Raw genomic sequence first — 25,651 nt, forward strand, 5'->3', positions numbered from 1 at the left:
CAATTCCTTACTTACTGATCAATCTATCGAGGGCGACAGCGGCGATAATCAACCCGCCCATCACCACCAGCTGGTAGTAGGTTTGTACTTGTAAAATATTGAGTCCGTTATTGATGGTGCCGATGATGAGCCCCCCAATCACGACAGAGAAGATGCGCCCTTTACCGCCAAAGAAACTGGTTCCGCCGATAATGGCGCTGGCAATGGCGTAGGTTTCAAAGCCCATACCAGCCAGCGGCTCTGCTGCCCCCAGTCGTGCCGTTGACACCACGCCTGCCAGCCCTGCACACACACCGGAGATAATGAAAACCACCAGGATATGAAACTTCACGTCAATACCGGAGTAGAACGCCGAGTTCTTGTTACCGCCCAGCGCGTAGATGTTGCGTCCCAGCCGCATACGGGTGGTGAGGAACCAGAGAATCACCGCCACTACCAGCGAGAAGATCACCGGCACGGGAATACCTAAGAGATTGGCGGCAAAAAAGTTTACAAAGTCGAACGAGAAGCCGTATACCGAGTTGGCATCCGAAATCACCAGCGTAATGCCGCGAAAAATGGCGTTAGTGCCCAGGGTGATAATGAACGGATGCAGCCCGGTCCAGTTGACCAGACAGCCGTTGATCGCGCCTAACGCACCGCCAACCAGCACGCCGCCAATGAGCGCTGCCAGGAACGGGTCGACGCCGGCCAGCATGAGCTTGGCGGTCACCATCCCGGACAGCGCCAGAATCGCCCCGACGGACAGATCGATACCTGCCACCAGAATGGCAAAGAACTCGCCCATCCCGATCAGCACCGTCACCGAACTCTGGACAAAAATTTGAGTGATGTTATTGGTGGTCAGGAAGTATTCCGACGACAGCGTGCCAAAGATGGCAACGATGATCGCGAGGATGAAAAAGGTGCCGTACTTGTCCCAGAACAGCGCGAAATTAAACGGTTTTTTTTCGTCCATATCGCGTTTCACTCTTGTGGTAATGCCCATGCCATAATCTCCTCTTCGCCCATGTCGTCGCGATTGGTCAGGATTTGCGTCAGTCGCCCTTCGCAGAACACGGCGATGCGGTCGCAGACGGCGATAATTTCAGGTAGCTCGGATGACACCATCAGGATGACCTTGCCCTCGTCAGCTAACTGGCGCATCACCTTGTAGATTTCGGCCTTTGCGCCGACGTCGATGCCGCGGGTAGGTTCATCAAAAATGATGACGTCCGGGTTGCAGCACAGCCATTTGGAAATCAGCACCTTCTGCTGGTTTCCGCCGGAGAGCTCAGTGATGTTTTGCTCCACACTATGGCACTTTAACGCCAGCAGCTGGCGCTGCGTTTCAGCAGTTTTGCGCTCTTCATGTTCGCGAAACAGGCCCATGGCACCTTTGTAGCCGCCATTTTTCAGGCTTTGGCTGACCGCCATGTTCTGAGCAATAGAGAAGTTGGGGAAGAAGCCGTTTTCCCGACGACTTTCAGTGATGTAGGCCATCCCTTTTTTCAACGCATCCAACGGCGAGTGTGGGGAGATGGTTTTACCGTTGAGACGGATTTCACCGCTAGCGCGTTTATCCACCCCGAAGAGGCAGTCCATCAGCTCGGTGCGGCCTGAACCGACGAGTCCTGCAAAGCCAAAGATTTCACCGCGATTCACACTGAACGAGATATCACGTACTTTTTTCTTGTCCCGGCTGGTGACGTTTTTCACTTCGAACACGGTATCGCGTTCGAGGTTGCCGGTACTTTCTTTCATCGCGTTAAAGCGGTTTTGCAACTCGCGGCCCACCATCAGGCGCACAATATCGTCGTTTGTGACATCACTCACCATGCCCGTGCAGACGCTGCTTCCATCTTTCATCACGGTAAAGCGGTCGCAAATGCGGCGGATTTCTGCGAGCTTATGCGAGATATACACAATTGCTGTGCCCTCTTTACGTAATTGATTCATGATCAGGAAAAGATAATCCACCTCTTTATTGGTTAAAGACGATGTGGGCTCATCCATAATGATCGCTTTAGCGTTGAGCATTAATGTTTTTGCAATTTCCAGCATTTGCTTGTGGCTGATGGATAAATTCGCCACCTTTTCATCTAAATCGACTTTCAATCCCACGCGTAAAAGCATCATTGCGCCGCGAATACGCATCTCTTTCCAGTCGATGATATTGACGCCACAGACTTTTTTCGTCAGATGACGGCCAATATATAAATTCTCCAGAACGGTTAATTCATCGATAACGCTAAGTTCCTGGTAAATTATGCCAATGCCCAACTGTGCTGCCAGTTTATGATCGAGCTTGTCGTAATTTACCTCGTTGATAGTAATAGTTCCTTTGGTCGGTTCATGTATTCCCGACAATACTTTCATTAAGGTTGATTTACCGGCGCCATTCTCCCCTAATAACGCATGAATCTCGTGGGGATAAATAGTTAAATCAACCGACGTTAATGCGTGAACCGGACCAAAGGATTTGCCGATCCCCGCCATTGAGATATATGGCGTGACCATGTTTACTCCTTATGTTTTCCCTCTCATCCTGCGGGAGAGAGCTGGGGTGTGGGCTTCTGACCGCACCGGATATCAGTTATTTCGTCACCAGAACCGAATCAACCAGTTTGAATTCAGGCGTTTTTTCTAGGGGGATCACGTTGCCGGTTTTCGCCGCATCCACCATCAACTTCAGGCCCGTAGCACCAATATCCGCTGGGTTCTGCGCGACGGTGGCGGTCATTTGTCCGGCATCGACCATCTTACGTGCTTCAGGAATGCCATCCGTGCCAACGACCAGTACTTTTCCTGTTTTACCGGCGTTTGCCACCGCCTGTGCCACGCCCATTGCCATGGTATCGTTTGCACAGTAGAAGGCTTTCAAATTCGGGTTGCGTTGCAAAACGTTGGTGGCGACATCCAGGGCTTTAATGCGATCCCAGTCGGCGGGTTGGCTGGCAACGAGCTTGATTTGACTTGCTTTTTTGAAGGTTTCTGTAGCGCCATTGCGGCGTGCCTCTCCCGATGCATTTCCGGCTTTCCCTTCAATAATCGCGACTTCACCGCCCTGCACACCGAGTTTATCAATGATAAAGCCTGCGCCTTTTGCCCCAACGGCTACGTTATCCGTCGTGACAAAACCTTCAACGTTACCGCCGGCTTTTTTCAGGTTATCCATATCGATTTTTTCATCGAGGTTGACCAGAAAAATGCCTTTCTGCCAGGCGCGTGAGACGGGCATCACCAGGTTGACCGAGGAGAGTGGGGCAAAGGCAATGCCTTTGTATTTCTTATTACTCAAGTCTTCAAAAAGCTGCAGTTGAGACTGAAAATCCCCCTCTGACGGCGAAGCAAAAATATCAACACTTACCCCCAGGGTTTTTGCTTCATATTCGATCCCTTTCTTCATATCCACCCAGAATGGATTGTTCAATGTTTTTAATACTACTGCATATTCTGCGGCAGCAAATGCGCTGGTAGATAACATTAAGCCCATAGCGGCGCCGCTGAAATATTTCAGATATTTATTCATAGCAGTGTTCTCAATGTAGGGTATATTTTGTTGATCCCGCTAATACGGGATCAACATTTTATCGTTACTTCAGGGCGCCAGGGGAGAAGAAATCCACAATAGCACCGGTTTTTTGCATATTAAGTGTGGCCTGTTGAATATTCTGTTGTGCAACGGATACAAATAAAGCATCTAATAGTGTGAGTTGTAATATACGCGCGGAGGCGTTACGCCCTAATAAAGGGGTCTCTGGTGCTGGCGAACAAATAATATAATCAGCGAGTTTGGCAATGGGTGAATGATAGCTATGGGTAATGCAGATAATCTTCGCACCGTTCTTTTTCGCTAACTCTACTGCAGCTTTCACATCGCTGGTGCGTCCTGAGTGTGTTACCACCAGCACTACGTCTCCCTCTTTCAGCAGCGATGCTGACATCATCATGATATGGGCGTCCTGATAGGACTGGCAGCGCACGCCGATACGTAAAAACTTGTGCTGGATGTCGGCACAAATGGCGTTAGAGCCGCCGACGCCGTACAGATCGCGCTGGTTAGCCTGAGCGAAGAAACGTGCTGCGCGATGAATTTCATCCACATTAACAATCGACTGGCCTTCCATAATGGTGCGAAGCGTAATGTTGAACACTTTATTAACCACATCCTGTGGTGCTTCATCAAAGGCGAGTTCAGCGGGGAGGACCTGCTCGGATTGAGAGAAGTAGTCCACAAGCGCTGCGCGCAGAGTACGAAAACCGCTAAACCCGAGCAGCTTGGCCACTTTGACGATCATCGCTTCCGAGACCAGCAGTGTTTCGGCAACATCTTTAATTGCCGGCGCACCGCTCAGGTTACCTGGCTGAAGCAGCCAGTCGACGATACGGCTCTCGTTGTCGGTCATCCCTTCCTGTTTCATACGCAGGTAAGGTGCCAGACCGATGCCATTAGGCAGCTCTTTTTCAAATTCTGACTGACTCATCGCTCTCTGTTGTCCTTAAAAATGAAGACGACACTATATCATCACAACCTTCCCGGGAAATATGTTGCCAACTTCACAGTATTTATAAATTCATAAAGTTTTATTGGTTGTGAAGTTTTGGGCTGTGCGTTGTTGCTTCATTCGTTGTAAATCAATTACTTAATTTCTTTGGCATTGAGTGGACTAAGACTTACAGGCAAACTTAACCATCAGCTCAGGGTTGAAATGCGATCCTCAGGGGTGTAGAACACGCTCAGAACGCGATGGTTTTGTGGTTTTATTGCACAACTAACCGGTCTTAAATCACAAAATACATCGTGTTCGTAAAGTTTACTCACTGAGAGGCAAATCATGAAAAGGATTGCGTTTGGTTGCGATCACGTTGGCTTCATACTGAAAGAGGACATACTGGCCCATCTGCGTGGGCGTGGCGTAGAGGTGGTGGATAAGGGCACCTGGTCGCCCGAACGCACCGATTACCCGCATTATGCCAGCGCTGTTGCGACCTCCCTGCTCGACGGTGAGGTTGATGGCGGCATCTTAATTTGTGGTACCGGCGTTGGGATCTCTATTACGGCCAACAAATACCCCGGCATTCGTGCAGTGGTATGTAGTGAGCCTTATTCTGCGCAGCTTTCAAGGCAGCATAACAACACCAATATACTGGCATTTGGCTCACGTGTTGTTGGCCTTGAGCTGGCAAAAATGATTGTCGATGCCTGGCTCAATGCAGAATTTGAGGGCGGGAGACATCAGGTGAGAGTGGAAGCGATAGGGGTGATTGAACAGGCGCAGAAATGAGATTCCTCCGCTACCCCAGCCAGCTGTTGTTCATTACCGTAAGGCCAGTCCACCTGCGAGTCTGGTCTTATGAAACGTTACTCTACCGCTCTGTTATTTGGTCTGCTGTCACTTACCAGCCAACTGGCTCACGCCGATGTTATTGATGAAGCCATTGGCAATATTCAGCAGGCGATCAACGATGCCTATAACCCCAGCAGCAGTCGCAGTAGCGATGACGACGACGATCGCTACGATCGCAGCCGCCAGACCGACAGCCGTCAGTATGACGATCGCCGCAGGCAACTGGAGGATCGCCGTCGCCGTCTGGATGAGCGTCAACGCCAGCTGGATGATGACAGACGTCAGTTAGAAGAAGATGAGCGCCGGTTAGAAGACGATTACGATCGCTGATACGCGCGGTTTAGCATCCATACGCCTCGCCCTCTCATTCAGAGAGGGAGTGACCTAATCCAGCAACAACGTCATTCCGTCATATCCCGCCTCGAACCCGTCGGGTAGCGGGTTATCCATCATCCATACGTCGAACTGATGACTGATATGGGTCAGGATCACCTGCGGACAGCCGATGATCTCATTTAAGGCAATAACCGTATTCAGATCGCAATGGTTGCGCGGCGTTTCGTCACGCGGCTCGTGGCTGCAGTCGATGATCATCGCCTGCGGCCGGTTATTGAGCAGGAATTTTACCGTTTTATCGGGTAATCCGGCGGTATCGGAGAGCCAGGCCACACGGCTGTGGGCGGACTCCAGCAGGTAGCCAAAGGTGATTTTCGAGTGATTCAGCGGCAGCGGCGTGACCCGCAGGCCCTGCAGTTCAAACACCACAAACGGCTCTACCGTATGGCTGAAATCCAGAATCCCCGGGTGTTTAAACAGGTCGTCACACCCCGCCTCGTCTGGTGGGCCGTACACCGGAACAGGGGCACCGACGCCCCAGCGCAGGGGGAACAGCCCCTGGACGTGATCCATATGGTAGTGGGTCAGTAAAAACTGCTGAAAGCTGCCTGACGGCCAGTCGTCCATCAGGTGCGGGATACCGGCGTCCAGCAGCGTTACCGCATCGTTGAATTTGACTACCGCGCTACAGGGGCGACGGCGATGGTTATCCTGCAGACGCGCCCGGCGACACGCGGCGCAGTCGCAGCCAAACACCGGCACCAGCTGAGCACTACCGGTTCCCGTTAACGTAATCGTCAGACTCATCGTGCACCTCTACAACAGTTTGGTGAAACGAAAATGGCTCTGCGTATACCCTTCACGCGCATAAAAACGGTGAGCGTCCAGGCGCTTCACGCTGGTGGATAGCTCTGTCAGTTCAGCGCCCGCCTGCCGCGCCACGTTCTCCGCCCAGGCCAACAGCTGGCTGCCCACCCTGAGACCGCGCGCCTGTGGCATGACCACCAGCTCCTGGATCTCGCCAATCCATCTGGCGTGGTGCAGGTGAAACTGCATATGCAGGCCAATCATGCCCACCACCTGGCCGTTTAATTCAGCCAGCTGGTAGCGCATATTGTGGTCTTGCAGATTGGCAAGATACCCGGCGTGGAACGCCTGATGATCAAACTCACTCTGCTTGAGTTCGCAAATCAGCGCGTAAACAATCTGCGCATCGTCGGCAGTGGCGGGGCGAAGCTGGCAGTCAGGCATGCTGTTTCTCCTTCTGACGGATAAGCGTTAAAAAGTTATCGACTGACTGTAGCAAACTTCCGTCGTTATTGAGGATATGACAGTTCGATGGGGTATAGCGCGCCGCACGTTCAAGCCGCTGCTCGATCTCTTTGGCGTTTTCGCGACCCCGGCTCTGCAACCGGCTGCGCAGCACATCAGGCGAGACCTGCAGACAGACCGGCAACAGCGCTGCTTCATAGCGGGCGCGCGCTTGTTGAAGGTGTGCGCGTGAGCCGTTGACCAGTACGTCGAACCCGGCGTGCAGCCACAGGTCTGTCTCGATGCCTATCCCGTAGTAATAACCGTTGGCGTGCCAGCTGAGCGCCAGCAGATTTTGCCCGGCGCGCGTGAAAAATTCCGGCTCGCTCAGGGCGATATGGTTCTCACTCCCGGCATTCGCCGCACGGGTGATATAGCGGTGCGCAACCAGAAGCTGGGGATGTTCCCGCTGCCGTAACGCGGACAGCAGGCTGTCCTTACCGGAGCCTGACGGCCCCATTAGCCAGATTAGTCTTCCCATCAGAACACCCGTTTTCCCTGACGCCAGACGTGGTCGATATGGATGTGCTCGCCCTTACGGTGAACCAGCACCAGATCCGCCCGTTTACCTTCAGCTATCTCTCCACGATCGTGAAGATTGAGTGCCGCTGCCGGGTTTTTCGTTACCAGACGAATCGCCTGCGGCAGCGTAAAGCGATTGTTTTCGTCAGCCGCGACCCGGAAGGCGGCGTCAAGCAGGCTGGCGGGGTAGTAGTCGGACGAGAGGATATCCAGCAGACCTAGCGACGCGAGCGCGCTTGCCGCCACGTTGCCGGAGTGTGAGCCGCCGCGCACGATATTCGGCGCCCCCATCAGGACGTTCATGCCGTGAGTGCGGGAGGCTTCTGCTGCCTCAAACGTGGTGGGAAATTCAGCGATTACGCTGCCAAGCTGGTGTGATTCGTGCACATGTTCATGCGTCGCATCATCATGGCTGGCTAAGGCAATGTTGCGATCCCGACACATGGCGGCAATGGAGAGCCGGTTTGGTTGAGACCACTGGGCCGCAAGCTGTCGCTGTTCCTCTTCATAACGCGCCATTTCCTCGTTGGTCAGCGCGTATTTTCCCTGATAGTACTCGCGGTATTTCTCTATTCTGGCGAACTGACGCTGCCCCGGCGAGTGGTCCATCAACGAGACCAGTGAGACCGGCTCGCGGTCCACCAGCTTTTCAAACAGCGGCAGAGTGGTGTGATGCGGGAGTTCACACCGCAGGTGCAAACGATGCTCGGCGCGATTAAGGCCGCGTTTTTGCGTCTCTTCTACGGCGTTGATCATCTTCTCAAGGTTTTCCAGACGGTCGCCGCCGTCGCGCACGTCGCCAATCGCTACGGCGTCCAGCACGGTGGTGATGCCGCTGGCGACCATCAGCGCGTCATGGCTGCTCATTGCGGAATGAGCTGGCCAGTCGACTTTCGGACGCGGGGTAAAGAATTTATCCAGATTATCGGTGTGCAGTTCGATAAGACCTGGCAGCAGCCAGCCTCCTTCACCGTCCATCGCTTCCGGTGCGCGGCTCTGGGTTTCCGCAAAGGCGCGGATCTCTCCGGCCTGGATCTCAATCGAGCCATCAACGACTTCATTTTCCAGCACCAGCTTTACGTTATTCACGATCATGCGAGCGTCCCCATCGGGTGCAGCCTGTCTGCGACGCGGGAGCGAACGGTGTCGTCGTGGAAGATCCCCACGATCGCCGCGCCGCGTGCTTTGGCCTGTTCGATCAGTTCAACCACCGCCGCGCTGTTCTTACTGTCGAGCGAGGCAGTGGGTTCATCAAGGAGTAAAATCGGGTAGTCGACGATAAACCCGCGGGCGATATTCACCCGCTGCTGCTCGCCACCGGAAAAGGTCGACGGGGCAAGGTGCCAGAGGTGTTCCGGCACGTTCAGGCGCGTGAGCAGGCCGGCGGCTTTCGCGGCGCAGGTCTCGCGCGGAACGCCCAGGTCCAGCAGCGGCTGCATGACCACGTCCAGGGCGGAGATCCGTGGGATCACCCGCAAAAACTGGCTGACCCAGCCGATCGTCGAGCGGCGCACGTCCAGCACCTTACGCGCCGGCGCCTGCACCAGATCGACCCATTCATTGCCATGACGAATGTAGATGTGGCCTTCGTCCGGCAGATAGTTGGCGTACAGGGAGCGCAGCAGCGTCGATTTGCCGCTGCCGGAATGGCCGTGCAACACCACGCATTCACCCTTGCTAACGTCCAGAGAGGCGCTGTGCAGGACCGGCAGGCGCACGCCGTTTTGCTGGTGGAGCACAAAGGTCTTACTGACATTTTCTACGCGGATCATGGGGGCCTCTTAATTCTGCAATACCGATGACACCAGCAGCTGGGTGTACGGATGGTGGGGATCGTCGAGTACGCGGTCGGTCAGCCCACTTTCCACCACCTGACCCTGCTTCATCACCAGAAGACGGTCCGCCAGCAGGCGGGCAACGCCTAAATCATGGGTGACAATCACCACGGCCAGGTTCAGTTCCACCACCAGGCCGCGCAGCAGGTCGAGCAGACGCGCCTGAACGGAGACGTCCAGCCCACCGGTGGGTTCATCCATAAACACCAGCTTCGGGTGAGTGACGAGATTGCGGGCAATCTGCAGGCGCTGCTGCATACCGCCGGAGAAGGTGGTGGGCAGGTCATCAATGCGCGAGGTGGGGATCTCCACATCGCTCAGCCATTGCTGTGCCGTGGCGCGGATGTTGCCATAATGGCGTGCGCCGGTGGCCATCAGCCTTTCACCGATATTGCCTCCGGCCGAGACCTGCCGGCGCAGGCCGTCCATGGGATGTTGATGCACCACGCCCCATTCGGTGCGCAGCAGGCGACGGCGTTCGGCCTCGCTCATGCCGTACAGCGACCGGCCCTCATATAAAATGTCGCCATTTTGCGGCGTCAGTCGTGCAGAGATAGATTTCAGCAGGGTGGTTTTGCCCGAGCCGGACTCGCCGACAATGCCCAGCACCTCGCCCGGCCACAGCTCAAACGAGACGTCGCTGAAGCCTTTGCCAGGCGCGTAAAGGTGAGTCAGGTTGTTAACCGAAAGCAGCGGTTTCATTGGCTTTTCGCCTCGCTCTGTTGGCGGCAGAAGTCGGTATCGGAGCAGACAAACATCCGTTTGCCCGTGTCATCCAGCACCACTTCGTCCAGATAGCTGTGTTTTGAGCCGCAAATGGCGCACGGCTCGTCCCACTCCTGCACCGTAAACGGGTGGTCGTCGAAATCGAGACTTTCCACGCGGGTGTAAGGCGGTACGGCGTAGATGCGTTTTTCACGCCCGGCACCAAACAGCTGCAGGGCAGGCATCATGTCCATCTTCGGGTTGTCGAATTTGGGGATGGGGGACGGGTCCATCACGTAGCGTCCATTGACCTTGACCGGATAGGCGTAAGTCGTGGCGATATGGCCGAAGCGGGCGATATCCTCATACAACTTCACCTGCATGACGCCGTACTCTTCCAGGGCGTGCATGGTGCGGGTTTCCGTTTCACGCGGCTCGATAAAGCGCAGGGGCTCCGGAATAGGCACCTGAAAAATTAAAATCTGATCTTCCGTCAGCGGCGTTTCCGGAATGCGGTGACGGGTCTGGATCAGCGTCGCATCTTCGGTTTTTTCGGTGGTATTGACGCCCGTCACGCGTTGAAAGAACTGGCGAATCGACACGGCGTTGGTGGTGTCATCAGCCCCCTGGTCGATGACCTTCAGCACGTCCGACTCGCCAATGACGCTGGCGGTCAGCTGAATGCCGCCGGTACCCCAGCCGTAAGGCATGGGCATTTCGCGGCCGCCGAACGGCACCTGATAACCGGGGATAGCCACCGCTTTCAAAATGGCGCGTCGGATCATGCGTTTGGTTTGTTCATCCAGATAAGCAAAGTTGTAGCCGCTTAAGTTAGTCATGTGCGCGCTCCCGTTGCAGGCGTTTCAGCAGTTCCAGTTCGGCCTGGAAATCGACGTAGTGCGGCAGCTTGAGGTGGGAAACGAAGCCCGCGGCCTCGACGTTATCCGCATGGGCCAGCACGAACTCCTCGTCCTGCGCCGGGCCGGAGACCGCTTCGCCGTAGTCCGGTGCCTGCAGGGCACGGTCGACCAGCGCCATCGCCATCGCCTTGCGCTCACTCATGCCGAACACCAGCCCGTAACCGCGGGTAAAATGCGGGGCCTCGTTCTCGGGGGCGACAAATCCATTCACCATTTCGCATTCGGTCATGAGCAGTTCGCCGACGTTCACCGCAAAACCCAGCTCTTCGGGCACGATCTCGACGTTAAGGTAGCCGCTACGAATCTCCGCCGCGAACGGATGGTTGCGGCCGTAGCCACGCTGGGTGGAGTAGGCCAGCGCCAGTAAATACCCTTCGTCGCCGCGCATCAGCTGCTGCAGGCGCGACGAGCGTGAACAGGGGTAAACCGGCGGCGTGCGGGTGATGTCGTCAGGTTGCGCGCTGGTATCGTCTTCGGCCTTCGCCAGACCCTGTTTCGCCAGCAGGCTAAAAACGTGCGGGGAGGGAACCTGCTCTGCATCCGAGGTGCTCAGCTGGGGCGTTTCGCCGTTCGCCAGTAGGGTGAAATCCAGCAGACGGTGGGTGTAGTCATAGGTGGGCCCAAGCAACTGACCACCGGGGATGTCTTTATAGACCGCCGAAATACGACGTTCCAGACGCATTTCTGCCGTATTGATCGGTTCGCTCACCGCCAGTTTCGCCAGCGTGGTGCGATAAGCACGCAGCAGGAAGATGGCTTCGACGTTGTCGCCGCTGGCCTGTTTCAGCGCCAGCGCCGCCAGTTCGCGATCAGCGACGCCGCCTTCAGTCATTACCCGGTCGACGGCCAGATTGAGCTGCTGCTCAATCTGGGTGACGCTGAGCTCGGGAAGCGCGTCATCACCCCGTCGTCTGTGCGCCTGCAAGGCATGGGCGGCGGCGATAGCTTTCTCGCCCCCTTTGACGGCAACGTACATCAGCACACCTCCACATGAGTGGTACGAGGGATGGCCAGCAGGCGTTCTCCGCAGGTGAGGATCAGGTCAATACCGAGTGGGAACGGGTGCGGGCGTTCAGTCAGTTCATGAATGATGCACTCCGGCAGTTGTGGCGCGACCATGCGCTCTTCGGCAATACCCGCCCCCGTGAGGCGCAGCATGCGGCCACCGCTCAGGCTTGATACCTGCAAAATCAGCGTGGCGCTGGTCTCCGGTGCCACCGCGCTTCCTTCGCTCAGGGCATTAAGCTGCTCGTGGCTGATTTGCTCGTCGGCCACGGCAAACACCGCCTGCCGGGGTTGTTCAACCAGCGGGGCGTTGGTGTGAAAGCGCAGGTTCTGGCTGGCGATATCATTCGATAACGCGCCAGAGAGCCACACCGGGGTGTCGTTGTCGGCGAGCGTCAGCAGTACGCTGGTGGTCGCCAGATTCAGCGGCAGCCAGCCCTGAGAGAGCTGATGCAGCGAGACGATGACGCCCGGCTCGCTCATGGCTTTCAGCAGGCGACGAAAACTTTGTTGGGCATCCTGGACGGCCAGGGTAAAAGCGGGTTGAAGCGTCATGCGTTATCTCCGCGAACGAGCGTAAAGAAGTCGACCCGGCTGGTGTTTATCTGGGCCTGGCGGGCGGCAATCAGTGCAGCACGGTCGGCTTCCAGCGGGGCAATAAGGGTTTCCATCAGGGTCTGGAAATGAGGTTGTTCCTGTAACAGGGCGTCAATCACCGCGCAGCGTTCGGCGTGTGGTTTGTCGCGCCCGAGCACGTAGCTGTAGCCCAGCGTGCCGCTGTTCAGGCGGATCACTGCGCGGGTGAGGGTGGCATCGCCGGCGAAGAAGCGCTCACCGGTACCGCCCATACGCGCCTGGATCTGCACCAGACCGATTTCCGGCGCGCGGATGAGGTCATATTCCGGCGTCAGATTCAGCGCCTGCATGCGGTCCGAAAGCGCAGCGGGCTGGCTGTGCGCCAGTACGCCCATCCAGCGCTGGCGGGTGGAGGTGTCGAAATGCATTCAGTGCTCCATGGTGAATTCGATCATGTCGGCGCGGGTCAGGCTGACGGAGTATTCCGTCGCGTCTATTTCGCCGTCACGGTGGTTGAGGGTGCGAACGCAGAGCAGCGGAGCCATGTTGGGGATCTCCAGCACGTTGCTCTCTTTGGCCTGCGCGCGGCGGGCGCTGATGCGCGTCTGGGTACGTTTAAGCGCGATGCCCGTGGCATCCTGAAGAAAATCATGCAGCGAGCCGCTGGAGAAATTTTGCAGCACGGGCCACAGCGCCAGGTCGGCGAAGTAGTGGTCTATCTGGCACACCGCCACGCCGTTGACCCGACGCAGGGTACGCAGGTGGATGACATTGTCGCCCTCCTGAATGCCCAGCGCGTCCGCGACGTGGCTTGAGGCCGGGCGCAGCACCGACAGCAGTTTTTCGCTGGTCGGGTGGCTGCCCTGATCCAGCAGGTTCTGGCTAAAACGCGCCTGCGCATTGAGCGGATAGTCAAACGGGCGCATCAACACCAGCACGCCGACGCCCTGACGGCGCTGCACCCAGCCGCGCTCGACAAGCTGATCAATGGCGCGGCGCAGCGTGTGTCGGTTCACTTCATAGCGGTCGGCAAGCTGCTGCTCGGCAGGCAGGTAGTCTCCGCAGCGGTAGTGGGTGCGAAGTTCCACCTCGAGCTTTGCCGCTATCTCTTGCCAGCGGGTGGGGTAACTGGTCGGATGTCTGGATAAGTGCATACAAATCAAAGCCTCGCTTCTCAGATGAAGTGCTTACGCAAACGTTGAGACATAAAATCCAGCAGGCTGACGGTGATGATAATGAGCACCATCAGGGCGCAGGTTTGCTGGAACTGGAACCCGCGAATCGCTTCCCACAGCGTGACGCCAATACCGCCTGCGCCCACCATGCCGACGACGGTGGCGGAACGAACGTTGGATTCGAAACGGTACAGGGAGTAGGAGATCAGCAGCGGCATCACCTGGGGCAGTACGCCGAAGAGAATCTCTTCAATTTTGTTGGCGCCCGTTGCGCGGATCCCTTCGACCGGGCCCGGTTCAATAGCTTCCACCGCCTCGGAGAGCAGCTTGGAGAGCACGCCGGTGGTATGAATAAACAGCGCCATCACCCCGGCGAACGGACCCAGGCCGACGGCCACCACGAATAGCATGGCAAAGACCATTTCGTTAATGGCGCGGCAGGCGTCCATCAGGCGACGCATCGGCTGGTAAATCCACCACGGTACGATGTTCTCGGCACTCATCAGGCCGAACGGAACAGAAAGGATGACGGCCAGGGCGGTGCCCCAGACGGCGATTTGCAGAGTGACCGCCATTTCGCTGAGGTAATCCTGCCACTGGCTGAAATCAGGCGGGAAGAAGTCGGCGGCAAAAGTGGCCATATTGCCGGCATCTTTAAACAGCAGCAGCGGATCCATTTCCGCGCCCTGCCAGGAGATAACGAGCACCGCAAGCAAAATGGCCCAGCTAAAAAGCGAGAACCAGCTGCGTTTCGGCGGTGGGAGGGTGATGGTTTGCATGTATGCCCCTTTGGTCTGAATGCCCTCTCCCACCGGGAGAAGGCGGTAAGCGTTATTGCACCGCTTTATTCACGCTGCTCATGGCGCCGAGCGCCGCGGTCAGGCGGTCAAGGTCTTCGAGCTGAGCCTGAATCGCAGCCACTTTGCTGCTCTTCTCTTCCTCCTTCAGGCCCTTGTTGTCCTTCACGCCCTGCATCTCTTTAAACAGCGCCAGCTGGCGAATCGGGACCAGTTGCAGGTCGCTTGACGGGCGGAAAGGTGCCCAGCCCAGACGTTCCAGAACCGTTTTTTCTTCCGGCGTTTTGCCGTAATTCATAAAGAAGTCGTACACCTTGTCTTTGGTGGTCTCAGACAGGTTTTTGCGCCAGACAATGGGGTCGCCCGGGATCAGAGGGGATTTCCAGATAACCTTCAGCGCTTTCAGCTTGTCCGGTGCCGAGGTTTTCAGCTTGTCGAGGTTCTCGGTGTTATTCGTGGCGACATCCACCTGCTTATTGGCCACGGCCAGCGCGTTGGTTTCATGGCTGGCGTTCACGGTGCGCTTAAACTCGCTGGCAGAGGCGTTGTTTTTAGCAAAGACGTAATAGCCCGGCACCAGGAAACCTGAGGTGGAGTTGGGATCGCCGTTACCAAACGTCAGCTCTTTACGTTTGGCGAGCATGTCGTTCAGGTTGTTAATAGGGCTGTCTTTATTGACGATCAGCACGCTCCAGTAACCCGGAGAGCCATCTGCGGCAACGGTCTGGGCAAAGACCTGGCCGTTCGCGCGATCCACCGCTTCCATGGCGGAGAGGTTGCCGTACCAGGCGATGTCGACTTTGTTAAAGCGCATCCCCTGGATGATGCCCGCATAGTCCGGGGCGAAGAAGGCGTTCACTTTGATCCCCAGTTTGGTTTCCATATCTTTCAGGAACGGTTCCCACTGAGGTTTCAGGTTCTGCTGTGATTCCGTCGAAATAATGCCAAAGTTCAGCGCTTTTTCCTGCTCCTGGGCGTACGCAGGGCTTAACAGAGTGCTTATGCTGAACATGCTGGTAAACGCCAGCGCGGCAACGGCTTTGTAGCTCATGTACTTTCCTCGGATCGGTTTTAATTAAGCAGCCTGCGCGTTCTCTTCGACGCGGTTAATGCTGCGGTAGAGATGGTCGAAACGGTCGTTATCAAACTGATGGCTTGGGCCATCAAAGAACACATGCCCCTGACGCAACGCGACGATGCGCTCGCAATAGCGCAGGGCGTAGTCCACCTGGTGCAGCGTCACCACCACGGTGATGCCGTCGTTGAGGTTGATGTCGCGCAGGGTTTCCATCACGATGCGAGCCGATTCCGGGTCCAGCGAGGCAATGGGTTCATCGGCAAGAATGATTTGCGCTTTTTGCATCAGGGCACGGGCGATAGCCACGCGCTGCTGCTGTCCACCGGACAGGGTGGAGACGCGCTGGTGGGCGAAATGCGCCATTCCGACGCGGGTCAGCGCCTGCAACGCTTCCTGCTTTTGAGAGGGGGAGAACCAGCGCAGACAGGTGCGCCAGAACGGGGTGCTGCCGAGCGCGCCAATCAGCACGTTCTCCAGTACCGTCAGGCGATTGACCAGGTTGAACTGCTGGAAGATATAGCCCGTCTGGGCGCGGCTTTTGCGGATATCCCGCGCCAGGCGTCCTGCACGCTGCACGGTGTTGCCCAGCAGCTCGACGTGGCTTTCTGAGGTCTTATCACAGGTGATAAGGCCGCTTAAATGACGCATAAGGGTGGATTTACCAGAGCCGGATGGCCCCAGGAGCGCCACCATTTCGCCCTGCTGGACGGTCAGATCAACGGCATGCAGGGCCTTGTTGTGATGAAAGGTCTTGCTCAGTTTCTCGACGCGGATAACAGTTTGCATATGCTGGGCCTCACAATAAATGTGGCCTCATGCTGGCGCATCAATATGACATTTGGGTTAAGTCTCGGTTGCGGGAGTTTGAAGAGTTGAGGGGAGTTTGATGACAGGCGGGGGCAGACTGCCCACCGCCAGAAGATCACTGCTGTTGCTTAACGACGTTAATCATCCACGGCACGCCGTATTTGTCGGTGACTTTACCGAAACCGTGCGCCCAGAAGGTCTCCTGCCAGGCCATTTCGATATGGCCTTCCGCGGCCAGATTGTCGAACCAGCGTTTGCCTTCTGCCACGTCCTGGGTGTCCAGCACCAGCGTGAACCCGGCATACTGCGCTTTGCTGCCGGGCGGCTGCCCATCACTCATCATGATATCGCTGCCCGCAATGCGAACATTCGAGTGGGCGATCGCCGAATCCGGAAACTGCATGCCAGACGGACAGCCTTCTTCGCTGCTGTCGCCTTTTGGCATTTCACCGAAGGTGATTTTATAGAGGAGCTCTGCGCCGACGGCGTGCTGATAAAAGGCGGAGGCCTCGGCACAGTTACCGGCGAAAGAGATGTAGGGACTTAACGGCATAATCTATACCTCACGTAAGAAGAGCCCGTTAAGTGTAGTTCTCGCCAGCCCGGTAAGCGAAGCGCCACCGGGCGGGTAAATCAGTTCTTTTTCACAAACTCTGATTTCAGTTTCATCGGGCCAAAGCCGTCAATTTTGCAGTCAATATTATGGTCGCCTTCTACCAGACGGATATTCTTCACTTTAGTGCCGATCTTCAGCATGGAAGAGCTGCCTTTAACCTTCAAATCTTTAATCACGGTGACGCTGTCGCCATCAGCCAGCAGATTACCGTTCGCATCTTTTACAACAAGCGTATCAGTATCGTGCGACGGCTCGGCGTCATTCCATTCGTGAGCGCATTCCGGGCAGATGAACATGCCATTATCTTCATAGGTGTATTCAGAATTGCATTTCGGGCAGTGTGGGAGTTGCATAAGGGTATCCTCAAAAAGTGCGTAACACGCTGGAAAGTGCCAGCAAAATGACGGCTGGGTGCCGAAAAAGGGGGCAAGTATAACGCAAATCCACACCGTTGTCGGTGATATTCTATTTAAAAAAAAAGCAAAAAGCGTGTCGCCAGTGACATTTCCTGTCAGTCAGTTAAGCGATGCTGACGGCATTAACACGGTGGAAAGAAATGGCAGTAAATATATCGAATATTTTATTGCAGCAAATTGCTACGCACCTCCATTTCGGATAAGGTGAAGCGACACATTGTTATTTATCTCCTGACTTCCCCGTCATCCATATCTTATGGCGGTGACGCATTACCTCTCTTTTTAGGTGGGTAAATAATGATGATATATCCTGAAGTTTCTTAAAAATGGGCCAGGCTTTTATCTTTTGGCTGTCATGCCAGAGGGGAAGCTTTACACGCCATGCAAGGATAGCGATTTATTTCTGATTATCTTCAATCAGTTATATTTCGGTGAACATGTTTTCCACACGTGATCATATAAGCCTGAACAACATAATTAAAACCAGTGGCTTAATAAAAGTAATAAATTTGCGTTAAGGAAAGGCTTTTATCATGCACACACAGACCATTTTTGAATTAAGCCAGGAAGCAGAGCGTTTGTTACAGCTCGCCCTGCAAAATCTTGATACGTTGAAATCAATGCCGACGGCGAAGCTGGAAAGCACCGCCGCAGCCATTACGGGTGAAAAGAACAACGTCTTACCTTTGCATTTTAGTGCGCGGGGTGTCGAAGCCCAGCAGGCTATGCTGAATAATGAATTACGAAAAATAACCCGTCTGGAAATGGTGCTGGCAATTGTGGGCACCATGAAAGCGGGGAAATCGACCACCATTAACGCCATTGTCGGAACCGAAGTGTTGCCGAACCGCAACCGACCGATGACGGCGCTCCCGACATTGATCCGTCATACGCCGGGTCAGAAAGAGCCGGTGCTCCATTTTGCTCACGTCTCTCCTATCGATGAATTAATCCTCCTGTTACAGAAAAAACTCTGCGATTACGATCGCGGGAAGCTGGCGCAGTGTCTGGAAATTGATAAGGACATGATTATGCTGCTGGAAAGAATTGAAAAAGGTGAGGCTTTCGAGAAGCATCACCTGGGTGCGCAGCCGATATTTCATTGTCTGAAAAGCCTTAACGACCTGGTGAGGCTCTCACAGGCGTTGGGCGTCGAGTTTCCGTTCTCTGAATATGCGGCCATCGAACACATTCCGGTGATTGAAGTGGAGTTCGTGCATCTCGCGGGTCTGGATGCCCACCTTGGGCAACTGACGCTGCTTGATACCCCCGGGCCGAATGAGGCCGGGCAACCGCATCTGCAAAAAATGCTGAGCGAGCAGTTATCCCGCGCGTCGGCGGTGCTGGCGGTGATGGATTACACCCAGCTCAAATCGATTTCCGATCACGAGGTCCGGCAGGCCATTTCAGTTGCCGGTAAATCGGTGCCGCTGTATGCGCTGGTCAATAAATTCGATCAGAAAGACCGTAACAGCGACGATGAAGAACAGGTTAAAGCGATGATCTCCGGCACCTTAATGAAAGGGAATATTTCGCCGGGGCAAATTTATCCCGTTTCGTCGATGTGGGCGTATCTGGCGAACCGCGCCCGTTATGAGATGACTACCCACGGTCAGCTACCGGATCACAAGGAGCAGCGCTGGGTTCAGGATTTTGCCGAAGCCGCGTTGGGACGCCGCTGGCGTACGGAGGATTTGGACGACATCGACCATATTCGTCATGCTGCCGATTTGCTATGGGAAGATTCGTTATTTGAACAGCCGATCCGCAAGCTTATTTATGCCGCCTATGCCAATGCATCGCTCTTCGCCCTGCGTTCGGCGTCGCATAAGCTGCTTAACTACGCCCAAAATGCCCGGGAGTACCTGGACTTCCGCTACCAGGGGCTGACGGTCGCTTTTGAGGCGCTGGAATTGAATATCGCGCGCCTGGAAGAGGACATGGCCCTGCTGCATACGCGTCAGCGCGTGGTGAGCGACGAAGTGAAGCATGAAGTGGAGCAGGCGCTTAACGCCACCGCTGACTTTATGATGTCGCAAAATACTTCCCTCCAGCAGGCAATTAGCCATGTGTTTAGCGCCCGCTCTGTTCTCGACCTGGCTGGCATCGAACCGCGGGATCTTCGCCGTGACGAGCCGCAGGCGCTGAAACAGCTGGTACTGGATGATGAAGGGCAGGCGCAAATTGCGCTGAGTAAAATCCGCTCCTCCTGCGAGCTGATCATGCTGGATGCGCAGACGAAGATCGGCCGGGAGCTGGCGTTACGCTTCGATCAACTGGAGTCGACGTTGGCGCGCTCGCTGAATGAAGCCATGCGGCCAATCGAAACGCGTATTAAAGAACAACTCAGCCATGCGGGTTTTCGCGCGCGGATAAGCTTCCCGGCGTTTCAGGCGCATCAACTTAACTTCAACACCCGGGCGCTGTTTAACGATGCCATTGCGCAGGATCACCGCCCGGCAGGCCAGCCAGCGGGCGCGGCGAGCATGCGTGAAACCGTCTCTCGCTGGCTGAATAACCCGGGCTGGGGCTGGGAAGATTATGTTGTCGCACGAACACGCTATGTCATTGATATTGAACAGCTGCATGAAAAATTCAAGCAGCATATCGACCAGTTCTGTGAACAAATCCGTAAAGCTTTGACGGCCCAGGTCGATGTCTCTGTTACGGCGGGGATGGCAACGTTCTTTGCGGAATTTTCGTTATGCCTAACCGGGTTACAGGAAAGTTTGCGTGATAGCCTCGCAGTACGTCAGCAAAATGAGCATTCGACCCGAGCGCTCAGCCAGCTGTTAAAGCAAAGTATCACGACTGCGACGTGGATACAGGAAGATACCCGACTGTTACGCGATGATATTCAAACCCTATTCGCGGCAGAACAACCATGACAACACAACTACTGGACGGCCCCGGGCGAACGCTGGAGTGTATTCATCCAAAATTTATGGTCGATCTGGTTCAGGGGGTAGACGCGGCGCGTCATCCCCACCCGGGACCACAACAGCTGCAGTTTCGTGAGCGTTTGACCCAGGAGATAATGACGCATACCCGGCTACGGCCCTGGGCGATGGCGGGTATGCTTAATGAAAATGCGGCGCTGCGCCTGGGGCTGGCGGAAAAGCTGGCCGGTATGCTTGACCCCGGGCACCTTGCGCTGACGCTGATGGCAGACAAATTGATTGCGCTGCGTCAGCAGACTAACCCGCGGGCCCAGCAATCGCCCGGCCTGATTCAGCAGTACGCTGAGCTTTCCGCTCATTTTACGCAACGAGCCGCCTATAAAGAGAAGGCGCTCTCCCAGCGAGGGCTGACGGTGCAGGCGGGTGAGCACAGTGAACAAATTTTTACCCGCTGGCGAGCCGGCCACTACGATGGCTGGTCGCTGGCCGGGCGTTGCTATGTCGTCCTGGAAGAGCTGCGCTGGGGTGCATTTGGTGATGCCTGTCGCCTGGCGAATGAAGACGTGGCGGCGATGCTCAAGGATAACTTACGCAGTATGGCGGCAAACTATCTTGCGCAGGGCATCAACGCTTCTCCTTCCACCCGCCATTTCTACCATCAGTGGCTGACAACGCCCGCGTCGCCGGGACTGATAGATCATAAAGACATGCTCGGCTGGCTGGGCGACTGGTGTCAGGCGGATAACCATCCGGTGAGCTGGTCGGTGACGCAAAGCTGGCACACTGTCGCGCTGGGTATGCCGAGGCTGTGCTCGGCAAAACGGCTTGTGGATGGGATGGTGGAAGAGATTTTTGGTGGCTGAAATCCCCCTCTCACCGGGAGGGGGAGCACCGGTTAGTGGTGTGTTTCAACAGGCTTAGGCTCTGTCTGAACCTCAGCAACATGTCCGACGCGTTTTGCGTACAGTGCGGTGATGATGGGAACCAGAATCGCGGTCACAATCACGCTGGCTGCAACCAGTGCCGTCGCGGACGCGGCCACCGGTTCAAAAGCCGGGTTAATCTGCGCAATGATTACCGGGTTGGCCACGGCTGCGCCTGCGGCTGAAGAGGCGGCGATCCCCGCCGTTCCGTTTCCTCCCCCAATGACCCGGTCGGCAATAATCAGCGGAATACCGGTGATGATGATCACCGCCACGCCCAGCACGATACCCAGCAGACCCGTATCGAGGATGACATTCAGGTTGATGGTGTTACCCAGCGCAAAACCGAAGAACGGGATCAGCACCGGCGTGGCTTTGCTGAAGAAATCACGCAGATCGTGATCCAGGTTACCCAGAGCAAAACCGATCAGGAAGGGCAGGATCGCGCCGATAAAGTGGTGGGGTTCAAAGGACGCCAGGCCAGCAGAGCCCAGAATCAGCATGGTCATCAGCGGACCGGACTCCAGAGACATCAGGACAAATGCACCTGACTCTTCTTTGGTACCGTACTGGTTCATCAGGCTGGCATACAAACCGCCGTTGGTCATATCCATCGCAGAGACAATTGCCAGAACCGATAATCCGGCGAAGAATCCGGTCTGAATTCCATTCTCCGGAATGAACATTGCACAGATCATTGCCACTATCCAGGCCACGGCAATTTTCGTAATCACCAGCGTGCCGGATTTCCGTAATACGGTGCCTGTTGCACGTAAATTAATTGAGGCTCCGATACAAAAGAACCAGACGGCCAGAATGGGAACGGTGCCCGTAATCATCCCTTTTGTGAACCCGCCAAAATAAGCGCCGGTTTCAGGGGCCAGGGTATTCAGGATAGCGCCCAGTACAAGCGGAACCAGCATCATACCGCCCGGTATGCGTTCAATCGTGGCTTTAATCTTCATAGATAACCCTCAAATCGTATCCCGCATGGCGGGCGGCAAAAACCAAAAAATAAATCAATAAATTCAATGAATTGAATGTCTCTGGGTTCGATGGCGTCATTACCCATGCAATAAAACTAAAAAAGCGATCCTGGTAAACGCGGTGCCACAGCACCGGGAACGTGGTGTTCGGAATTATCATGCGATCATTGGAATGATGATTCAATGAAAATAAAACACTGTTTTAGTTATCTGCATCACATATTGACGTAAACGTTTTAAACGCGCGTCGGAGGGTTAGAATTTATGTAAATCTGATGTGAAGTAATGGGGTTTCATTTTCCGTTGTCCGGGAAATAATGATGTGTGTGAGGATGTGTTTTTATGGCGATTGAGAACGTGCAGATTTGCGCTAATTGACAAAAACTGCAGCCAGCTGACGTAACATAAATATATGTGTGAAGTTGATCACAAATATAAACGCTGGTAGGGTAAAAAGGTCATTAACTGCCCAGGCAGGCGTCAACAGGTTCGGTTGTATCGACGTAAAACGTCAATGTAAGTAAACCTGCTACGCTTGAATAAGGCGATTCGCATGGAGCGGATCCCATGGTTCACAGATCGCATACGGGACTGTGAAACGGACAGGGCCGAGTCTACGAGGATAGCTATGCTCAGAAGGAAAAAAATCAAACCCATCACGCTTCGCGACGTCACCATTATTGATGATGCCAAACTGCGCAAAGCGATCACCGCCGCCTCGCTGGGTAATGCGATGGAATGGTTCGATTTTGGTGTTTACGGCTTTGTGGCCTATGCGTTAGGTAAAGTGTTCTTCCCCGGCGCCGACCCCAGTCTGCAGATGATTGCCGCGCTGGGTACGTTCTCCGTCCCCTTCCTGATTCGCCCGCTGGGTGGTCTGTTCTTCGGTATGCTTGGCGATAAATATGGTCGCCAGAAGATCCTTGCTATCACCATTGTCATTATGTCGATCAGTACGTTCTGTATCGGCCTGATACCGTCCTATGCCAGCATCGGCATCTGGGCTCCGATTCTGCTGCTGCTTTGTAAGATGGCCCAGGGCTTCTCCGTAGGCGGTGAGTATACGGGTGCCTCTATCTTTGTCGCAGAGTATTCCCCGGACCGTAAGCGCGGCTTTATGGGAAGCTGGCTGGACTTCGGCTCGATTGCCGGGTTTGTCCTGGGTGCGGGCGTAGTGGTGCTGATTTCTACCGTCGTCGGTGAAGAGAACTTCCTCTCCTGGGGCTGGCGTATTCCGTTCTTCCTGGCGCTGCCGTTAGGGATTATCGGTCTTTACCTGCGTCATGCTCTTGAAGAAACGCCGGCGTTTCAGCAGCACGTTGAGAAGCTGGAGCAGGGCGACCGCGAAGGACTGCAGGATGGCCCGAAAGTCTCCTTTAAAGAGATTGCGACGAAGCACTGGCGCAGCCTGCTGACCTGTATTGGTCTGGTCATCTCCACAAACGTGACCTACTACATGTTGTTGACCTACATGCCGAGCTATCTGTCGCATAACCTGCACTATTCAGAAGACCACGGTGTGCTGATTATTATCGCCATCATGGTGGGTATGCTGTTTGTGCAGCCGATTATGGGGCTGTTGAGCGACCGCTTTGGCCGTCGACCGTTCATTATTCTGGGGAGTGTCGCGCTGTTTGCCCTGGCAATCCCGGCCTTTATTCTGATTAACAGTAATGTGCTGGGGCTGATTTTTGCCGGTCTGCTGATGCTGGCGGTGATCCTCAACTGCTTTATCGGGGTGATGGCCTCGACGCTGCCTGCGATGTTCCCGACACACATTCGGTACAGTGCGCTGGCGGCTGCCTTTAACATCTCGGTGCTGATTGCCGGTCTGACCCCGACGCTTGCCGCCTCGCTGGTGGAAAGTACGCAGAACCTGATGATGCCGGCTTATTACCTGATGGTTATCGCGGTGATTGGTTTGATTACCGGTATTACCATGAAGGAGACGGCGAATCGTCCTCTTAAAGGGGCCACGCCTGCGGCGTCTGATATCCAGGAAGCGAAAGAGATCCTGCGCGAACACTACGATAATGTAGAGCAGAAGATTGAAGACATTGATGCAGAGATTGAAGAGCTGCAGCAAAAACGCTCCCGCCTGGTGGACCAGCATCCACGAATCAACGAGTAATAAAAAAACCCGCCGTTGGCGGGTTTTCTTTTATTAACAGCCTGCGGCGATGTAATCGCCATTGGCGCTGATGGGGAGTACCGTCAGGAACAGCACGGTCGCGAACAGGATCAGGACTATCCCTCCGGCTATTTTAAAGACCGGAACCAGCCAGCTGAGTGAAGCCCCGCCGCCAAACCAGGCCACCGTCCGCTCTCGGGCATAACGTACCGCCAGTGACAGGCCCATAATCGACAACGCCGTTCCCAGCGACATGGTCATGACCGCGGCCATCCCCCAGGTAACAATACCCAGCGCATTTGAAAACATCAGGATCATGATCGCCCCGCTGCACGGGCGCGCACCAATCGCCAGTATGACGCCCAACCGGGTTTTCCAGTCGCCTTGCGCCAGATCTGCACCTACACCGTGATGACCACAACCACAGTGTTCATTATGTTGATGAAGGGGCGTGATGGCTGAGATAACCATCCGGCGAGGTCGCAGGCTTTTCAGCGCCTGGTAAATGACAAATACACCAAATGCACCGATGAGCACCGCGCTGATCTTCTCGACGTACCAGCGGCTGGTACTGATATCCCCCGATGCGAGGTTAAACCCTACCGCCAGAATAAAGACAAAGAGAATGGCGCTGACGCCCTGCATCAGGCTGCCAAGAAAAGGAACGACCCGGGCGGCCCGTTCGCTTTCTTTATTTGTCGTGAGGTAGGTCGTCACAATGAATTTCCCATGCCCCGGCCCGATGGCGTGCAACACGCCATAGAAGAAGGCGCCGGTTAATAGCCATAACCCGCCGCTGTACTGGTGGTTGTTAAGCTGGAGCAGGTACATCACCAGATAACGGTGCAGGGTAATTTGCGTGGCAAGGCACCACTGAAGAAAGGTGTTCCAGTGCGTATGCAGGGTAAACCCGGCTAAGAGGATCGCCAGCAACATGATGCCTGCTGTAGGAAGGCGCCAGTCACGCGTCAGTTGTTGTGTGGTCATGGGGTGGCCTGGTGGGGGAATATTTGTCGCTAGTATAGTTGATCTTGCCTGTTAATCCGTAGGATCGCACAGAGATCCCGCCTCAATTGTGGATAAGTCTGTGCGTAAAAGGGTATAAAGCGGGGTTTTGCTGGGGAATACAGCAGTCAGTCATCTTTTTGCAACTTTTAGGTTGCGGCCTGCTGAGAACTCCCTATAATGCGCCTCCATCGACACGGCAGATGTGAATCACTTCACAGTTAACCCGGTCGGTTGAAGAGAAAAAATCCTGAACTTCAGGGTTGACTCTGAAAGA

General features: G+C 55.1%; 27 protein-coding genes. 5 read left to right on the forward strand and 22 right to left on the reverse strand.

Annotation, left to right across the window (positions count from 1 at the left end):
• Window positions 1-7 precede the first annotated feature (7 nt).
• The 4 genes from alsC to QRN24_RS16085 form a co-directional block, all read right to left on the reverse strand.
• Window positions 8-988: a D-allose ABC transporter permease gene (gene alsC, locus QRN24_RS16070; protein WP_014168249.1), complete on the reverse strand. Its 981-nt coding sequence runs from the start codon at window positions 986-988 to the stop codon at window positions 8-10.
• Complete coding sequence (gene alsA / locus QRN24_RS16075) at window positions 967-2,499, reverse strand: D-allose ABC transporter ATP-binding protein AlsA (protein WP_014168250.1); 1,533 nt, start codon at window positions 2,497-2,499, stop codon at window positions 967-969. The genes alsC and alsA overlap by 22 nt, the downstream gene beginning before the upstream one ends.
• 76 nt (window positions 2,500-2,575) lie before the next feature.
• Window positions 2,576-3,511, reverse strand: a complete 936-nt coding sequence (alsB, locus tag QRN24_RS16080) for a D-allose transporter substrate-binding protein (protein WP_284942880.1) — start codon at window positions 3,509-3,511, stop codon at window positions 2,576-2,578.
• Between the two features lie 64 nt (window positions 3,512-3,575).
• Window positions 3,576-4,466 carry a MurR/RpiR family transcriptional regulator gene (locus QRN24_RS16085; RefSeq protein ID WP_014168252.1) on the reverse strand — a complete coding sequence of 297 codons (891 nt, stop codon included), beginning with the start codon at window positions 4,464-4,466 and terminating at the stop codon, window positions 3,576-3,578.
• Between the two features lie 351 nt (window positions 4,467-4,817).
• On the opposite strand from QRN24_RS16085, the gene rpiB reads away from it, so the two are divergent.
• Complete coding sequence (gene rpiB / locus QRN24_RS16090) at window positions 4,818-5,267, forward strand: bifunctional allose-6-phosphate isomerase/ribose-5-phosphate isomerase RpiB (RefSeq protein ID WP_032681899.1); 450 nt, start codon at window positions 4,818-4,820, stop codon at window positions 5,265-5,267.
• A 69-nt stretch (window positions 5,268-5,336) separates the two neighbouring features.
• Window positions 5,337-5,660: a DDRRRQL repeat protein YjdP gene (gene yjdP, locus QRN24_RS16095; protein ID WP_014168254.1), complete on the forward strand. Its 324-nt coding sequence runs from the start codon at window positions 5,337-5,339 to the stop codon at window positions 5,658-5,660.
• A gap of 54 nt (window positions 5,661-5,714) precedes the next feature.
• On the opposite strand, the gene phnP is transcribed toward yjdP, so the two are convergent.
• From phnP to QRN24_RS16175, 16 genes are all read right to left on the reverse strand, one after another.
• Entirely contained in the window at window positions 5,715-6,473 is a 759-nt protein-coding gene (gene phnP, locus QRN24_RS16100) for a phosphonate metabolism protein PhnP (protein WP_284942881.1), read from the reverse strand.
• A gap of 9 nt (window positions 6,474-6,482) precedes the next feature.
• On the reverse strand, window positions 6,483-6,917 hold the full coding sequence (gene phnO, locus QRN24_RS16105; RefSeq protein ID WP_014168256.1) for an aminoalkylphosphonate N-acetyltransferase: 435 nt from the start codon (window positions 6,915-6,917) through the stop codon (window positions 6,483-6,485).
• Complete coding sequence (phnN, locus tag QRN24_RS16110) at window positions 6,910-7,461, reverse strand: ribose 1,5-bisphosphokinase (RefSeq protein WP_040018699.1); 552 nt, start codon at window positions 7,459-7,461, stop codon at window positions 6,910-6,912. Before phnN ends, phnO begins: the two co-directional genes overlap by 8 nt.
• Entirely contained in the window at window positions 7,458-8,594 is a 1,137-nt protein-coding gene (gene phnM, locus QRN24_RS16115; protein ID WP_284942882.1) for an alpha-D-ribose 1-methylphosphonate 5-triphosphate diphosphatase, read from the reverse strand. The genes phnN and phnM overlap by 4 nt, the downstream gene beginning before the upstream one ends.
• The gene (phnL, locus tag QRN24_RS16120) at window positions 8,591-9,271 is read right to left on the reverse strand and encodes a phosphonate C-P lyase system protein PhnL (RefSeq protein WP_014168259.1); all 681 of its coding nucleotides are present in this window, start codon (window positions 9,269-9,271) and stop codon (window positions 8,591-8,593) included. The genes phnM and phnL overlap by 4 nt, the downstream gene beginning before the upstream one ends.
• A gap of 9 nt (window positions 9,272-9,280) precedes the next feature.
• Complete coding sequence (phnK, locus tag QRN24_RS16125) at window positions 9,281-10,036, reverse strand: phosphonate C-P lyase system protein PhnK (RefSeq protein WP_032679401.1); 756 nt, start codon at window positions 10,034-10,036, stop codon at window positions 9,281-9,283.
• On the reverse strand, window positions 10,033-10,878 hold the full coding sequence (phnJ, locus tag QRN24_RS16130) for an alpha-D-ribose 1-methylphosphonate 5-phosphate C-P-lyase PhnJ (protein WP_014168261.1): 846 nt from the start codon (window positions 10,876-10,878) through the stop codon (window positions 10,033-10,035). The genes phnK and phnJ overlap by 4 nt, the downstream gene beginning before the upstream one ends.
• Entirely contained in the window at window positions 10,871-11,935 is a 1,065-nt protein-coding gene (locus QRN24_RS16135) for a carbon-phosphorus lyase complex subunit (protein ID WP_252068944.1), read from the reverse strand. Before QRN24_RS16135 ends, phnJ begins: the two co-directional genes overlap by 8 nt.
• Window positions 11,935-12,519, reverse strand: coding sequence for a phosphonate C-P lyase system protein PhnH (phnH, locus tag QRN24_RS16140; protein WP_014168263.1), 585 nt, complete (start codon window positions 12,517-12,519; stop codon window positions 11,935-11,937). Before phnH ends, QRN24_RS16135 begins: the two co-directional genes overlap by 1 nt.
• Window positions 12,516-12,968: a phosphonate C-P lyase system protein PhnG gene (gene phnG, locus QRN24_RS16145; protein ID WP_020882814.1), complete on the reverse strand. Its 453-nt coding sequence runs from the start codon at window positions 12,966-12,968 to the stop codon at window positions 12,516-12,518. Before phnG ends, phnH begins: the two co-directional genes overlap by 4 nt.
• The gene (gene phnF / locus QRN24_RS16150; RefSeq protein WP_032679404.1) at window positions 12,969-13,694 is read right to left on the reverse strand and encodes a phosphonate metabolism transcriptional regulator PhnF; all 726 of its coding nucleotides are present in this window, start codon (window positions 13,692-13,694) and stop codon (window positions 12,969-12,971) included.
• 20 nt (window positions 13,695-13,714) lie between these two features.
• Entirely contained in the window at window positions 13,715-14,494 is a 780-nt protein-coding gene (gene phnE / locus QRN24_RS16155) for a phosphonate ABC transporter, permease protein PhnE (RefSeq protein ID WP_025206369.1), read from the reverse strand.
• Between the two features lie 52 nt (window positions 14,495-14,546).
• Window positions 14,547-15,563, reverse strand: a complete 1,017-nt coding sequence (gene phnD, locus QRN24_RS16160) for a phosphonate ABC transporter substrate-binding protein (protein WP_014168267.1) — start codon at window positions 15,561-15,563, stop codon at window positions 14,547-14,549.
• Window positions 15,564-15,587: 24 nt separating this feature from the next.
• Entirely contained in the window at window positions 15,588-16,376 is a 789-nt protein-coding gene (phnC, locus tag QRN24_RS16165) for a phosphonate ABC transporter ATP-binding protein (RefSeq protein WP_014168268.1), read from the reverse strand.
• Window positions 16,377-16,512: 136 nt separating this feature from the next.
• Window positions 16,513-16,950 (reverse strand): VOC family metalloprotein YjdN, encoded by a 438-nt coding sequence (gene yjdN, locus QRN24_RS16170; RefSeq protein WP_014168269.1) that lies wholly within the window; start codon window positions 16,948-16,950, stop codon window positions 16,513-16,515.
• Between the two features lie 80 nt (window positions 16,951-17,030).
• On the reverse strand, window positions 17,031-17,366 hold the full coding sequence (locus QRN24_RS16175) for a zinc ribbon domain-containing protein YjdM (RefSeq protein WP_020882810.1): 336 nt from the start codon (window positions 17,364-17,366) through the stop codon (window positions 17,031-17,033).
• Between the two features lie 596 nt (window positions 17,367-17,962).
• Between QRN24_RS16175 and crfC the strand changes: the two genes are divergently transcribed.
• Together crfC and QRN24_RS16185 are read left to right on the forward strand one after the other, a co-directional pair.
• Entirely contained in the window at window positions 17,963-20,317 is a 2,355-nt protein-coding gene (gene crfC / locus QRN24_RS16180; RefSeq protein ID WP_284942883.1) for a clamp-binding protein CrfC, read from the forward strand.
• Entirely contained in the window at window positions 20,314-21,192 is an 879-nt protein-coding gene (locus QRN24_RS16185) for a diguanylate cyclase regulator RdcB family protein (protein WP_014168272.1), read from the forward strand. Before crfC ends, QRN24_RS16185 begins: the two co-directional genes overlap by 4 nt.
• A 32-nt stretch (window positions 21,193-21,224) precedes the next feature.
• On the opposite strand, the gene kdgT is transcribed toward QRN24_RS16185, so the two are convergent.
• Window positions 21,225-22,217, reverse strand: a complete 993-nt coding sequence (gene kdgT, locus QRN24_RS16190; protein ID WP_063215498.1) for a 2-keto-3-deoxygluconate transporter — start codon at window positions 22,215-22,217, stop codon at window positions 21,225-21,227.
• 649 nt (window positions 22,218-22,866) lie between these two features.
• Between kdgT and proP the strand changes: the two genes are divergently transcribed.
• Entirely contained in the window at window positions 22,867-24,369 is a 1,503-nt protein-coding gene (gene proP / locus QRN24_RS16195; RefSeq protein WP_020882807.1) for a glycine betaine/L-proline transporter ProP, read from the forward strand.
• Window positions 24,370-24,402: 33 nt separating this feature from the next.
• Here proP and QRN24_RS16200 read toward each other — a convergent pair whose 3' ends face one another.
• Window positions 24,403-25,356, reverse strand: coding sequence for a nickel/cobalt transporter (locus tag QRN24_RS16200; protein ID WP_047355931.1), 954 nt, complete (start codon window positions 25,354-25,356; stop codon window positions 24,403-24,405).
• Window positions 25,357-25,651: the final 295 nt, after the last annotated feature.

The sequence above is a fragment of the Enterobacter sp. MEB024 genome (assembly GCF_030209635.1).
Lineage (GTDB): Bacteria > Pseudomonadota > Gammaproteobacteria > Enterobacterales > Enterobacteriaceae > Enterobacter > Enterobacter ludwigii.